The sequence below is a fragment of the Synechococcus sp. H55.10 genome (assembly GCF_047502715.1).
In the GTDB taxonomy this organism is placed as follows: Bacteria; Cyanobacteriota; Cyanobacteriia; order Thermostichales; family Thermostichaceae; genus Thermostichus.
Genome location: NZ_JANSJJ010000039.1, coordinates 1 through 13,213 on the forward strand (window position 1 = coordinate 1; position 13,213 = coordinate 13,213).

A 13,213-nucleotide genomic window follows, 5' to 3' on the forward strand; every position below is an offset into this window, starting at 1 on the left:
GAACTCATGCGGTTTTCAAGGTGCGTTTGCGAGGGAGTACGGAGACTTCCCGACACAGATATTAACATCGCTTTGGCAAATAAGCGCAAGTCGGAGAATTCGCTCTTTTAGGGGCATTATGCTACATTTTCGCGCCAATCCCGGCAAAAGCTACTAGATCCCTCTTAAAAACTGGCGCCGGCAAAGAAAAGCTAGCGATGGCTCCCCCCGATGGATCGCGCACAAAACTTTACAATTTTGGCTGAGCTGAGAACCTCAAAAAATGAGGTAGTCCGGCGGCTCGTAGGGGGGAGGCCCCCCGAAGACCTTGGTGCGTTGTTTGGCGCTGGCATCCAGAGGGTAGGCCCGCAGGCTATCTTCCTGGAGGTTGAGCAGAGGCAGCCACGACTTTTCCAGCTTCTCTTCCAGCTCGGCAGTGTCCAGGGGGCATTCAAAAACGGAGCGTTGCACTCGCTGGCAGCACTGCTCCAGGCACTTGGCCAACTGGTGTCGGCGCTTATCGTCCACCACGTCGTAGCAAACCAACCACAGCATCAGCGCAGCTCCATTGCTTCGTACTCCAGGTTGCCGCTCACCAGGCAACGGCCCAGCCAGCGGGCTTGCTCCAGCACAATTTGGCTCAGGGCTAGGCGACGCGACTGGGGAGGATAGAGCAACGGCTGGCGGAAGCGGCGCTCCAGCTCACCCAAAAACAGCTTTTTGGCCAGGGATCCCAGCCATACGCCTGTCCCATCCGGCGACGGCTCGAAATCTTCCGGGGTGAGCAGGCCAGCCTTGATGAGCTGGATTACGGCCCAATCCACTACCAAGGGCCGAAACTCTTCCATCAGATCCAGCACTAGGTTGGGGCGATAGGGCAAATTGGTGTGGAAAAAGCCCAGGTAGGGATCCAAGCCGGCCATGACGGCTGCCGGGAACACCCGTGCCAGCAGCACCCCGTAGCCCCAACTGAGGAGCGCGTTAATCGGGTCGAGGGGCGGCTGGCGGTTGCGGCCTCTGAAGTTCCACTCGGGCGAGAAACAGTGCTGGAGAGCTTGGTAATAGATGCGGGCACAATGGCCCTCCAGACCCATCAGGGCTTCCCGCTCTGGGTAAGTGGCGGCGCGATCCAACTGGTGCAGGTAGGCGGCAAGGCTATCGATCCCCTCCTGCAGAGGGCCGATCTGGCCGCGGGTGGCCCGGTTGCGCAGTTGCAGGAGCGCCCGCTGGTTGCGAATTTTGCCCCGCACAATGCGCTTGGCCAACTCCAGCCCCCAAGGGGAATAGGCCCGCTGATATTGGGCCAGACGCATCTCAGGGTTGGTGGAAAAGGATCCCTGCAGGCGACCGCGAAAGCCGCCATCTGCCCGCAAAAAAATCGTTTCCACGCCGCGATCCAGCAGTTGGGCCAGAGCGGCGGCGGTCAACTGGATCCCGGGCAGTACCACCACTAGCTCTAGTTCGGCCAGGCGGCAAAGCTGCTCTTGGCCGCGGCGCCGAATGAGCAAGCTTTGGTTCTGGCAGTGAACCACGGTACCCGGCTCGGTTAAATAGAGGGTGGTCATGGGCAGGCGGGTTTGGCGAGGGTCAGCTCGGGCCGGTAAAACCGCAGCTCTGCCTGAGCTTCCTGGGCCATCTGTTCCCGATAGGCCAGAGGGGCAATCACTTCGCCGTTGGGTCGCCAGTCCCGCAGGCGCATGGTGAAATTGGTGTCTCCCACCCGCACATAGGCGCGGAAGTAGCGGTCGCTGGCCGGCCTCTGCCGGAGAATGTGCAGGATCTTTTCCCGTTCCCCCGCATCGGCCACCTCCCGCCGCACCAAAGCCGGGATCCGCTCGTAGGCAATGGGCTGGAAGGTGGGGTGGCGCACCGTGTTGTCCACGTAGCGGCGGGCAAACTCCGGCGCAAAGCGCAAAATCAAGAGCGCCTTGGGCAGATAGAAATCAGATCCCCAGGCCTCTTCCCAGGCCGCTTGCACCGCTTCGGGGGTGGGCAGGTTCCCCTGCTTCTGGCGGGCCACTAGCTCTGCCGGCACCGCAGGGTCAGACCAGGGCACCACCGTCAGGCGAGGCGAGCAAATGCGATCCAGGCGAAAGTTGTGCCAGCCCAGGGATCCGGCAGCCTGCGGGAGCTGACCAAAGGCCGCCAAATACTTGGCGCGGCGGGCATAAAACAGGCAAACCGGGTAGGTGAAAACCCTTTGGATCCCGTGCTGGCGGGTTTCGTAATCAAAGCGGATCAGCCCTGCCGCCGGTTTTGTCCAGAAGGCCTCTAGCTGGTTTTGGTATTCGTCCACCCGCTCCTGCTGTTCGTCGGAGAGGATGTATTCAAACCAGACAAACAGCCGCCGCTGCCGGTGTTGATGACCTCTCCAGATATCGTCCAGCAACACCTGCACATCGGGATGCACAAAGGCCACGTCGCTGAGGACGTGGTAGATCTGCTCAAGCTGGCCGCCCGACAACGTCAAGGCCGAGGCAGCCGTCGGCAAGGAGGGGCGATCCCCGGCGGCGCGGCAGCGAAAGTTATCTCTTCGCTTGGAGTTGGCCTCGATTGGCTGCAGCCAGCCCCGGGCGGCCAGGTAGTCCAGCTCTTTGCGCAGGGTGCGGTGGGTCTTGAAAAAGGGCCGGCTAGCCAGCAGCGTCTCCAGATGGGGAACTTCGGCTTTCAAGGCGGCCACCAGGTCGGGATCCTTTAGCCAAAAGCTCAGGGGCTTCTGGCAAATGCAGCCGGGATCTGGGCAGGAGATCCCCTGGGGCAAATCCTGCTTGGGGTGGTGGGGCGAGAAGAGACGATCGCGGATGTGGGTGTAGCCAAAGGTCTGCGGCAGATCCGGCCAGCGGTTTTCGCCATAGAGGCACTGGAGCAGCACCCACAGACGCACCGCCCGCTCCAGGCGCTCTGGCAACTGTCCGCCCGCCAGCCAGCGCAATACTTCTGCCGTCAAAGGCAACTCCCCTCCGTTCATCTCCCCCCTCCAGGGCAAGGCACAGACCAAGGTCGGATCCCTTCGCCCCTACTCTGCCAACAATTGGAAGCTCCCGATTCCAATCTTTTCCATACTGGAGCCAGTCTGTTGTCGTTCCATCCCCATTGCTATGGCTGCTGTAGCACTGCAGTTGCGGTCTGGCTATCTGGCCCATTGGCCGCAGAAACCCCATCTTGGCGGGCTATCGTTTCAGGTCATTGAAATCGAGCTGACCCGACCGGATCGGCTGGTTTTCCCGGAAGATCTGGCTCAACTGCGCCTGCCTGGGGGGATCGACCCCCGCTTGGGAGTGGTACTGAGCGGGCGCGCCCCCATTTGGCTCTACGGCTGGTTGGTGCATGAGTGCCACTTCACCCGCTGGGTGGCCTGCTACGACCCGCGCCTGGGGGCAGTGGTGGTCTCCAGCCACAGCCCAGACGTGCAGGTGGGCGAGATCATCCCCTGGGTGCAGGGCAGGCCAGGCTCAGAATTGGCGGCGGCAGTGATGGTGGTGGGCCCTCCGGATAGCGGTAAAAGCCGCCTGGCCCGCGCTCTTTTCGAGGCCCTGCTGCCCCAGGATCCCAACGTTTATCTACAGCGGGCCCACTGGGATGGGGAAGGAAATTGGACGTTGGATCTGCCGCCGGAAGAAGCCAAAATCCTCAAGCACCGCTACCGGGGACGTTTGACCCCTGAATTTTTCAGCTTCCACGCCCAGGCCATCCTCGCCCTGCGCCAACAAAAAAGCTTGGTGATCGTGGATGTGGGCGGCAAGGTGGATCCCCACAAGCAGCCGATCCTGGAAGCCTGCTCCCATTACCTCTTGGTCAGCCGGGATCCGGCGGCCATTCCCCTCTGGCATGAGTTTTGTCGGGATCGGGGCAACTTGCGGTGCGTGGCCGTCCTGCACACGGGCCCCTGCCCGGAAGATCTGCCCAGGGATCCCAACCACCTGGAGCTGTGCTGGGATCCCGGCTCTCCACTTCCTGCTGAGCTGCTGCAGGCCGTGCGCAGCTTGGTCGGCTCAGCAGGATAAGGGCAGGAGTTCCAGCTGGGGTTTGCAGCTCTTAGTTAGCCGCTTCAGGGTTGGCCTCACGACCGTAGAGGTAGCTGAGGACAGAGTTGCGCAGGCGATAGTACTGTGGATCCTCCAAAATTCGCTCGCGGTCGCGAGGACGCGGGAAGGGAATAGAGATGATTTGCCCGATGGTGGCCGCAGGGCCATTGGTCATCAAGACCAAACGGTCGGCCAAAAACAGTGCCTCGTCAATGTCATGGGTAATCATCAAAACTGTACAGCGATGTTCCTCCCAAATGCGCAACAGCTCCTCCTGAAGTTCTTCTTTGGTGATGGCATCCAAAGCCCCAAAGGGTTCATCCAAAATCAGCACTGCTGGGCGGATTGCCAAGGCACGGGCAATGGCCACCCGCTGTTTCATCCCTCCGGAAATTTGCGGGGGATATTTCTGGGCTGCTTCCCCCAGCCCCACCAGATTCAGGTGTTCTTCTACAATTTGATGCTTTTCTGACTGGCTCTTTTGGGGAAACACCGCCTGAACAGCCAAGTAAACATTTTCATAAACTGTGAGCCAGGGCAACAAGGCATACCCTTGAAACACCACCATGCGATCTGGCCCAGGAGCTGTAATCGGCTGGCCTTTGAGCTTTACCGAGCCGCCGGTGGGCTGGGTAAAGCCAGAAACCATATTCAGCAGGGTGGTTTTGCCACAGCCGGAATGCCCAACGATGCAAACAAATTCTCCTTCACAGACGCTGAGGTTGATATCGCGCAATACGGGATACTCCCCCCTAGGAGTTGGGTAAGTCTTGCTGACATTCTCAAGGGTTAAGTAGGGCTCTGCGGCTGTGGCTACTGCGGTAGAGGTTGTCAAGAGGGCAGTCATCGTGGGGTGCTCCAATTCATCGTTTTCTCACAACTGGGAACATGCTTTTGCCAAGGAGATCTCTAGAGCAACACGGGACGACGATCCCAAGCAACCTCGGCCACGTAGATGTCGTGCTTAATTGCCAGACTGTTGAGGTAAGCCAAGGGATCCTCACCATTAAAAGGGATCCCGTCGAACAATTGAATGGGCTGGCGTTGGTAAGACACATCCAGCCCCAGCTCGCGGGCCGCCGTACTGAAGACTCCCACCTGACACACCCGCTCCACGATCTCTACCCAGTTGCGCGGGAAGGGCAGATCCCCCCAGCGGGCCATTTGCGTCATCATCCACAGATGCTCGGTGCGACTGGGACGGTTGCCGGCACCCAGAAAGAAGCGGTGGTGGGCATATTCCCGCATTGGCATGTCTAGGTCACAGAGCAGGCGCTGGGGATCCCCCAGGTGAATGTAGGAAGGATCAGTGCTCAGGTAGGCGCGGCGGCTGAGCAGCTCGCGAATCTCGTCGTGGTGGGCCGGATCTTCACAGTAGCGACAGGCTTCCAGCAACGCTTTCACCAGGGCAATGTGGGTGTTGGGATAGGCCCTGGCCCACTCTTCGCGCACCCCCAACACTTTGCCGGGGTGGCCCAGCCAAATCTCCAAATCTGTAGCCACCGTAAAGCCGCTGCCCTCCAGAGCGGCCCGCAAGTTCCAAGGCTCTCCTACACAGTAGCCGTCGATGTTGCCGGCTGTTAGGTTGGCCACCATCTGGGCCGGGGGCAGGGTTTTCAGCACAACATCGTGATCCGGGTGGATCCCGCCGGCTGCCAGCCAATAGCGCAGCAGCAAGTTGTGCATGGAGCTGGGATGCACCACCCCAAAGGTCAGCCGACGGCTGGGGCTATCTAAGATGTAAGCCCTCAACTGGCTCAGCGTGTGGATCCCTTGCTCGTAGAAGCGCCTGTGCAGGGTAATGGCATTGCCGTTGCGGGTCAAGGTAAGGGCAGTCACCACCGGCTGAGGCGGATTGTCCCCGCCGCCCAGAGACATCCACACCGGCATGCCGGCGGGCATTTGGGCCGCATCCAAGTAACCTCCCTGGATGCCGTCTTGGATCCCTCGCCAACTGGTTTCCCGCACCAGATTGACTTCTTCCAGGCCGTGTTTGGCAAAAAACCCCTTTTCTTTGGCCACCGCCAGCGGGGCGCAGGCGGTCAGGGGCACAAAGCCAATCTCCAAGTTGATCTTTTCCAAACCGTGCCTGGCCACCACGGTGCTGCGGCGGGCCCGCCACTGCTTGATCCGTTTTTGCTGGTTCAAAAAGTAGATGATCTCGCTGCGATAGCTGTAGTAGCTGGGGTGATTGACCACCTCCAACCGGCGGCGGGGGCGGGGAATATCGATGGTTAAAATATTGCCAATTCGGGATCCCGGCCCGTTGGTCAGCATCACCACCCGATCCGAGAGCAGGACGGCTTCATCCACATCGTGGGTGACCATAAGGGTGGTCACGTGATGTTCTTCGCAGATGCGCATCAACTGCTCCTGCAGATTCCCCCGCGTAAGGGCATCCAAAGCGCCAAAGGGCTCGTCCAACAACAACACCTTGGGCCTTACCGCCAAAGCGCGAGCGATGGCTACCCGCTGCTTCATGCCCCCTGAGAGTTGCGCTGGGAACTTATCCGCCGCCTGCCGCAAACCAACCAGATCGATATGTTCTTCGACAATCTGCTGACGCTCTGCTGGGGAGTAGTTTTTCAGCACAGCGTCTACGGCCAGGGCAATGTTTTGCCGAACCGTTAGCCAAGGCAAAAGGGAGTAATTCTGAAACACCACCATGCGATCGGGGCCGGGAACGGTGATGGTGTGTCCATCCAAAGCCACGATCCCTCCGGTGGGCAAAGACAACCCCGCCACCATGTTCAACAGGGTGGACTTGCCGCAGCCGGAGTGGCCGATTAAGGAGACAAACTCCCCGCGGTGAATTTGGAGATCGATCCCTTGGAGAGCAAGATATTCTTGGCCCCCAGGCAGACCAAACGCTTTTTCCACTTGCTCTACACTGACCAGTACAGACACAGAAGACCTCCCCACCTGTAGATACTCTCAATTTGCTCGGCAACTCGGATCCCAGACCTCAATTCTACTCTTTTTGAAGAGCGGATTGGAGCAAACACTCAAAGACAATGGAAGAGGGATCCCAACTCAATTGGATGGACATGCAGTGAAAAGATCTGCAAACGGGGCTAGCGATTGGCTATTTTGTTTTGCAGGGCAGCCACCAGCCGATCCAAAAGCAAGCCCACCGCCCCAATGTAGATGACAGCAACGATGATCTCAGTTACATAATTCTGCTGGTAGGCATCCCAGATAAAAAAGCCGATCCCTGGCACGCCAGACATGACAATTTCTGCAGCAATAATCGCCAGCCAAGAGAGGCCGATGCCAACCCGCAAACCTGTGAACATGTAGGGCAAAGCAGAGGGCAACAGCACCTTAAAAAAGAAGTCTATCTTGGAAAGCCTCAGCACTCTAGAAACGTTGATGTAGTCTTCCGGGATCTGCCTCACCCCCACCGCCGTGTTGATCAAAATGGGCCAGATCGAGGTGATGAAAATAACAAACAGGGCAGCCGGCTCATTGCGCTGCAAAGCCGCCAAGGAGATGGGCACCCAGGCCAAGGGAGCCACCATGCGCAAAAATTGGAAGAGGGGATCCAAAGCGCGGTTGATCCACACGCTGCTGCCCACCAAGATCCCCAGGGCAATGCCCGCCAAGGCGGCGCTGCAGTAGCCGATGGCAACCCTTTGCAGGCTGGCCAAGGTTTGCCACAGCAGCCCTTGGTCGAGGTCGCTGTTGCGATACAGAGGATGCAGGATTAGATAACGGCTGCGCTCATCCATCCAAATATCCCACGGTCCCGGCAGCCGGATCAGGTTGGCGCTGGACAAAAGTTGCCAGATCAACAAAAATCCCGCAATGCCAACCACGGGAGGGAGGATCTGATCCCGATACTTGGCAAAGTCGAACTTGGCCGTCGAAGACTTTGCCGGAGAAGAAAGTGTCGTCGTCATGGCTCCTAGAGAGGATAGGGTTTTACACAGTTCTCCGTTGCTGCGCCCCCAGAACATCTCGACCGAGGGGTTTTACAAAGTGCTGGCAACAGAGCACGAGCTTGGATCAGACTTGCCTTTTCCTTGGACGGGCAAACACAAGGACTGCAAGCTCGACAAAACTCTCACAACAATCAGTAAAATCAGCGCCCCCATCGCTATCGAGAGGATGAGCTTGTCCCATTGGGGCTGAGCCGGTCTCTCGAAGCAGGGATCCCTGGAGTATTCCCGCGGAACGTGAAGTAGAGCTAACATAGCCGATCCTCAACATAGAATTCAAAGCTTTTCAAAAAGCGCAAGGCTGACAGTTTCTATCAACTCGATGTGAGCAGAAAGCTCGGCTCAGCTTTTTCTCACTCGATGGGATCCTGTAAATAGGGAGGATCCCTGTCTTGCGAGAAACACGTCTGTGGTGGCTGGAGTCAATACTAGGCCCTCTTGATTTTCAGGCTGTTCAAGTAGGCCTGGGGATCTTGAGGGTCAAACACCACCCCATCGAAGAAACGCTCCGTTCCTCGCGAAGTGTTGCTGGGAATGTTCTTCACCCCCAAAGCCTGGGCGGCCTCGCGCCAGAGATCTTCGCGGTTGACCTCATCCACCAGACGGCGGGCAGTATCCAGATCCTTGAGGAAGCGAGCGTGGAAGCCCCAACGCAGCGATTCCGTCAAGAACCACAGGTCATGGCTCTTGTAGGGATAGGAGACGCTGCCCCGCCCATCTTCCCAGTACAGGGGCCCGGCGCTGAAATCTTGAACAGCCGGCTTGCCGTCTCCCAATTCGTACTTGCCCTGAAAAGGAGGCGTGAGAACCTCGACCGGCACATTTAGATAAGCACGCCCCGAAAGGATGCGCACCAGCTCTTCACGGTTGGCCGGATCGTCGCACCATTGCTGCGCTTCCATGACCGCCATCAAAGTGGCCTGCGTGGCCTTTGGGTTTTTCTCCACCCAGTCGGCGCGAATGGCCAAGTATTCTTCAGGGTGAAAAGGCCAAATCTGCTGGGTGAGGGCCGCCATGAAGCCGATTTTATCGGCCACAATCCGGTAGGGCCAGGGATCCCCGGTGCTAAAAGCATCCATGGTGCCATTGCGCATCCCCTGCACCGTCTCGGCAGAGGGTACCGCCAACAGGTCGATGTCTTGATCCGGATCTATCCCCCCAGCAGCCAGCCAGTAGCGGATCCAAAAATCTTGATTGACGTTGGGGAAGGTATGGGCGGCCTTGAATTTGCGTCCGTTGCTAGCGCTGAAATTTTTGATGTAGTCTGCGGCTCCGGAAACATCCAGCCCCAAGCCCTTGCCCGCATGCATTCCGGCAATGGCAATCCCGTTGCCTTGGGTGATCAACTGGCACAGAACCGCCATGCGCACCGGCTGGTTGTTGGTGATGGCGCCGATGTGGATCATATGGGGCATCGGCATCTGCCACTGGCCGCCGTCAATGCCCCCACCCGCCGAGCCGATCACCACGTTGTCGCGGGCTGCCGGCCAACTGGCCTGCTTCAACACCTCTACGCCGGTCATGCCGTGCTTGGCGAAAAAGCCCTTCTCCTTGGCAATGATCAGAGGGGCAGATTCCACAATCGGAATAAAACCCAGCCTGAGGTTGGGGGTTTCCGGGCCGCTGGCTTGAGCAACCCAGTAGCCCGTACTGGCCCGTGCTAGGCTGCCACTCACAAGCCCACCCACTGTGGCTGCACCCGCGGACAATAAAAAGCTGCGACGTGATGTCATGATCACCTCATCTTTGACAGAATATGTGAGCGCCAAGAAAAACCTTTCCAGTTCAAGCCGCTAGACCGACGGATTCCCCTCGTAAAGAAATCCTTAAATCTCAGCTTGGTTGATATCCTAAAAGCAGACAGGCATAGAAACAATACAATTATTCTTTTGGTATCTATAGGTTTTTCCCTATCTTTTGGCGATTCTCGAAGGAGTTGCTCTCCGGTGGCAGAGGGCTTTAAGCAAAACGGCTCAACGGATGGGGGATCCCTGCCCCATGCCGGCTATCACTGGGACGGTTGTGCCGAGCCGTTTTTTGAAGGTTGGTACAGCCGTGTCACCTTGCCCGGGGATCCGCCCCTTAGCTTTGCCTTCATGTACGCCATCGATCCCAGGCGAGGAGGCATGGCGCAGGTGTTGGGGCCGGACGAGGAGCTGCAGTGGCGCACCTTCCCCAACCCGCAGCGCTTCTGGGCCAGTTGGCGGCATCTGGCCTTGGGGCACTCCGGCGGGCCAGGCGAGAGCTGGCGAGGGCTGCAGGAGCCCCTCACCTTTTTCCAGCGCACCGCCAGCGGCTACCAATACAGCGCCCACCTCAACCAAGGGATCCTGCCAGATCCCACCCAGGCCGAGCCGGTTCGCTGGCTCTATCGCATCCAACCCTGCTGCGCCTATGGGATCCCGCCGCGGGCCACCATGGGAGCCTGGTCTTATCTGCCCATCTTTGAGCCGGGCTGGCAGATCCTGATGAGCCACGGCCTGGCCAGCGGCTGGGTGGAGTGGCGGGGCAGGCGCTACGCATTCGAGCAGGCCCCCGCCTACGCCGAAAAAAACTGGGGGCAGAGCTTCCCTCGTCGCTGGTTTTGGATCCAGTGCAACGCCTTTCCCGACCATCCCGGCCTCAGCCTCACCTGCGCCGGAGCCGAGCGACAGGTGCTCACCCGCCCCGAAGAAGTCGCCTTAATCAGCTTGCATGGGTGGGGATCCCAGCCTTTTTTGGAATGGCGGCCCGGCCAAGCGCGGCTAAGCTGGCAAGTGGATCCCTGGGGATCCTGGCAGGTGCGCGGTGAGGGATCCCACTGGTGCATCCAAGTAGAAGGTCATACACGGCAGCCTGGGCAAACCGTCTTCACCCCTGGCCCGCAAGGGATGCGGCGCAACTGCCGCGACACCTTGGCCGGGCATCTACAAACCCGCCTGTGGCGGCGCAACGGCCAAGTCTGGATCCAGGTGCTCACGGCCAGCAGCTCCCAAGCCGGCCTCGAGGTGGGGGGAGAAGTTCTGCGCTCCTGGCCAGGGCATTGTTGAACCTTGGCGGATATCTACACCCCCCTTGGACTTTCCCAAAAACGCTCTTGTGCTAGAATACCTAAGCCACACTGATAGGCGTCCATCTCTGAAGAGGAGAGACAGGTCTTCAACCGTGGCTGTTTTGCTTTTCCTGTAGGTAGATAGCTTGCGCCTGTAGCTCAGTGGACTAGAGCACGTGGCTACGGACCACGGTGTCGGGAGTTCAAATCTCTCCAGGCGCGTCACGATCCCAGATGATTTTTCGTCTGGGGTATTTACCCTACCTTAGTTGGCCTGAATCCTGTGTTAGGATTAGGCCTATCAAGTCCGCCTTGATGCAGGCGTAGGGAGCCCGAGGATCATGTTTGAACGCTTTACAGAAAAAGCCATCAAGGTGATCATGCTGGCCCAGGAGGAGGCCAGACGGTTAGGTCACAATTTCGTTGGCACCGAGCAAATCTTGTTGGGGTTAATCGGCGAGGGCACTGGGGTCGCCGCCAAAGTTCTCAAGTCCATGGGAGTGAACTTGAAGGACGCCCGCATTGAAGTCGAGAAAATTATTGGCCGGGGATCCGGCTTTGTGGCTGTCGAGATCCCTTTCACTCCCCGCGCCAAGCGAGTGCTGGAGCTCTCCTTAGAGGAAGCTCGCCAGCTCGGCCACAACTACATCGGCACTGAGCACCTGCTCCTGGGCCTGATCCGCGAAGGGGAAGGGGTAGCCGCCCGCGTTCTGGAAAACCTGGGGGTGGATCTGTCCAAGGTGCGCACCCAGGTGATCCGCATGTTGGGCGAGACCGCCGAAGTGACGGCAGGGGGTGGGTCTTCCAGCCGCACCAAAACGCCAACCCTGGACGAATTCGGCTCCAACCTCACCCAATTGGCCCAAGAGGGCAAGCTGGATCCGGTGGTGGGTCGGACGCGGGAAATCGAGCGGGTGATCCAGATCTTGGGCCGCCGCACCAAGAACAACCCCGTCCTCATCGGCGAGCCGGGCGTCGGCAAGACCGCCATTGCCGAAGGTCTGGCCCAGCGCATTGTGCAGGGGGATGTGCCCGATATCTTGGCCGACAAGCGAGTGATCAGCTTGGATATCGGCCTGTTGGTGGCCGGCACCAAGTACCGCGGCGAGTTTGAGGAGCGCCTCAAGAAAATCATGGATGAGATCCGCAACGCCGGCAACATCATCCTAGTCATCGACGAGGTGCATACCCTCATCGGGGCCGGGGCTGCCGAAGGGGCCATCGATGCTGCCAACATTCTCAAGCCCGCCCTGGCCCGCGGCGAACTGCAGTGCATCGGCGCCACCACGCTGGATGAGTATCGCAAGCACATCGAGCGAGATGCCGCTCTGGAGCGTCGCTTCCAGCCGATTATGGTGGGCGAGCCGAGCGTTTCAGAGACGATCGAGATCCTGTTTGGTCTGCGGGAGCGCTACGAGCAACACCACAAGCTGAAGATCTCCGATGCGGCTTTGGATGCGGCGGCCAAGCTGGCCGACCAGTACATCTCCGACCGCTTCCTGCCGGACAAGGCCATCGACCTCATCGACGAGGCGGCTTCACGGGTGCGCCTGATCAACTCGCAACTGCCGCCGGCGGCGCGGGAGCTGGATCAGGAGCTGCGGCGGGTGCTCAAGGAGAAGGATGCCGCGGTGCGGGCCCAAGACTTCGACAGGGCCGGTGAGCTGCGGGATCGGGAGATGGAGATCAAGCAGCAGATCCGCGCCATTGCTGCTGCCAAGAAGGCTGAGGAAAGCAGCCGCGAGGAGATGCCGGAGGTCACCGAAGAGGACATCGCCCAGGTGGTGAGCGCCTGGACAGGGGTGCCGGTGGCCAAGCTGACCGAGAGCGAGTCGGAGAAGCTGCTGCACATGGAGGAAACCCTGCACCAGCGCATCATCGGCCAAGATGAGGCGGTGCGGGCCATTTCCCGTGCCATTCGTCGCGCTCGCGTGGGGCTGAAAAACCCCAACCGCCCCATCGCCAGCTTCATCTTCTCCGGCCCGACGGGGGTGGGCAAAACCGAGCTGACCAAGGCCCTGGCGGCCTACTTCTTCGGCTCCGAGTCGGCCATGATCCGCCTCGACATGTCGGAGTACATGGAGCGGCACACGGTCAGCAAGCTGATCGGATCCCCGCCCGGATATGTCGGCTACAACGAGGGGGGCCAGCTCACGGAAGCGGTGCGGCGCCGTCCCTACACGGTGGTGCTCTTCGACGAGATCGAGAAGGCCCACCCGGATGTGTTCAACCTGCTG

At 59.3% G+C, this 13,213-nt stretch carries 10 protein-coding genes and 1 tRNA gene; 4 read left to right on the forward strand and 7 right to left on the reverse strand.

All coding sequences use genetic code 11. The features are described 5' to 3' along the window. Window positions 1-255: 255 nt before the first annotated feature. The 3 genes from cas2 to NW858_RS03185 are packed head-to-tail and all read right to left on the reverse strand — an operon-like array spanning window position 256 to window position 2,947. Entirely contained in the window at window positions 256-534 is a 279-nt protein-coding gene (gene cas2, locus NW858_RS03175) for a CRISPR-associated endonuclease Cas2 (RefSeq protein ID WP_414334612.1), read from the reverse strand. Then, window positions 534-1,544: a CRISPR-associated endonuclease Cas1 gene (cas1, locus tag NW858_RS03180; RefSeq protein ID WP_414519761.1), complete on the reverse strand. Its 1,011-nt coding sequence runs from the start codon at window positions 1,542-1,544 to the stop codon at window positions 534-536. The genes cas2 and cas1 overlap by 1 nt, the downstream gene beginning before the upstream one ends. After that, window positions 1,541-2,947, reverse strand: a complete 1,407-nt coding sequence (locus NW858_RS03185; protein WP_414519763.1) for a TIGR03985 family CRISPR-associated protein — start codon at window positions 2,945-2,947, stop codon at window positions 1,541-1,543. Before NW858_RS03185 ends, cas1 begins: the two co-directional genes overlap by 4 nt. A gap of 130 nt (window positions 2,948-3,077) precedes the next feature. Here NW858_RS03185 and crn3 point away from each other — a divergent pair, with 130 nt between their 5' ends. Continuing rightward, on the forward strand, window positions 3,078-3,983 hold the full coding sequence (gene crn3 / locus NW858_RS03190; RefSeq protein WP_414519765.1) for a CRISPR-associated ring nuclease Crn3/Csx3: 906 nt from the start codon (window positions 3,078-3,080) through the stop codon (window positions 3,981-3,983). A 31-nt stretch (window positions 3,984-4,014) separates the two neighbouring features. On the opposite strand, the gene NW858_RS03195 is transcribed toward crn3, so the two are convergent. The 4 genes from NW858_RS03195 to NW858_RS03210 form a co-directional block, all read right to left on the reverse strand. Next, window positions 4,015-4,851, reverse strand: a complete 837-nt coding sequence (locus NW858_RS03195; RefSeq protein WP_414519767.1) for a nitrate ABC transporter ATP-binding protein — start codon at window positions 4,849-4,851, stop codon at window positions 4,015-4,017. Between the two features lie 62 nt (window positions 4,852-4,913). Next, the gene (locus NW858_RS03200; RefSeq protein WP_414334603.1) at window positions 4,914-6,911 is read right to left on the reverse strand and encodes a nitrate ABC transporter ATP-binding protein; all 1,998 of its coding nucleotides are present in this window, start codon (window positions 6,909-6,911) and stop codon (window positions 4,914-4,916) included. Between the two features lie 167 nt (window positions 6,912-7,078). Continuing rightward, the gene (gene ntrB / locus NW858_RS03205) at window positions 7,079-7,906 is read right to left on the reverse strand and encodes a nitrate ABC transporter permease (protein ID WP_414334601.1); all 828 of its coding nucleotides are present in this window, start codon (window positions 7,904-7,906) and stop codon (window positions 7,079-7,081) included. A 467-nt stretch (window positions 7,907-8,373) separates the two neighbouring features. Then, window positions 8,374-9,678, reverse strand: coding sequence for a CmpA/NrtA family ABC transporter substrate-binding protein (locus tag NW858_RS03210; RefSeq protein ID WP_414334600.1), 1,305 nt, complete (start codon window positions 9,676-9,678; stop codon window positions 8,374-8,376). A gap of 213 nt (window positions 9,679-9,891) precedes the next feature. Between NW858_RS03210 and NW858_RS03215 the strand changes: the two genes are divergently transcribed. The 3 genes from NW858_RS03215 to NW858_RS03225 all read left to right on the forward strand — a co-directional run. Further along, a complete protein-coding gene (locus NW858_RS03215; RefSeq protein ID WP_414519770.1) occupies window positions 9,892-10,974 on the forward strand; it encodes a tocopherol cyclase family protein in 1,083 nt (360 codons plus the stop codon). Between the two features lie 150 nt (window positions 10,975-11,124). Then, window positions 11,125-11,198 (forward strand) — tRNA-Arg (locus NW858_RS03220). Between the two features lie 119 nt (window positions 11,199-11,317). Further along, a partial coding sequence (locus NW858_RS03225; protein WP_414519772.1) for an ATP-dependent Clp protease ATP-binding subunit occupies window positions 11,318-13,213 on the forward strand: 1,896 nt, incomplete at its 3' end.

Coding starts and splice junctions, on each gene's coding strand:
- cas2 (WP_414334612.1), bottom strand. CDS start 534: ATGCTGTGGTTGGTTTGCTACGACGTGGTGGACGATAAGCGCCGACAC.
- cas1 (WP_414519761.1), bottom strand. CDS start 1,544: ATGACCACCCTCTATTTAACCGAGCCGGGTACCGTGGTTCACTGCCAG.
- NW858_RS03185 (WP_414519763.1), bottom strand. CDS start 2,947: ATGAACGGAGGGGAGTTGCCTTTGACGGCAGAAGTATTGCGCTGGCTG.
- crn3 (WP_414519765.1), top strand. CDS start 3,078: ATGGCTGCTGTAGCACTGCAGTTGCGGTCTGGCTATCTGGCCCATTGG.
- NW858_RS03195 (WP_414519767.1), bottom strand. CDS start 4,851: ATGACTGCCCTCTTGACAACCTCTACCGCAGTAGCCACAGCCGCAGAG.
- ntrB (WP_414334601.1), bottom strand. CDS start 7,906: ATGACGACGACACTTTCTTCTCCGGCAAAGTCTTCGACGGCCAAGTTC.
- NW858_RS03210 (WP_414334600.1), bottom strand. CDS start 9,678: ATGACATCACGTCGCAGCTTTTTATTGTCCGCGGGTGCAGCCACAGTG.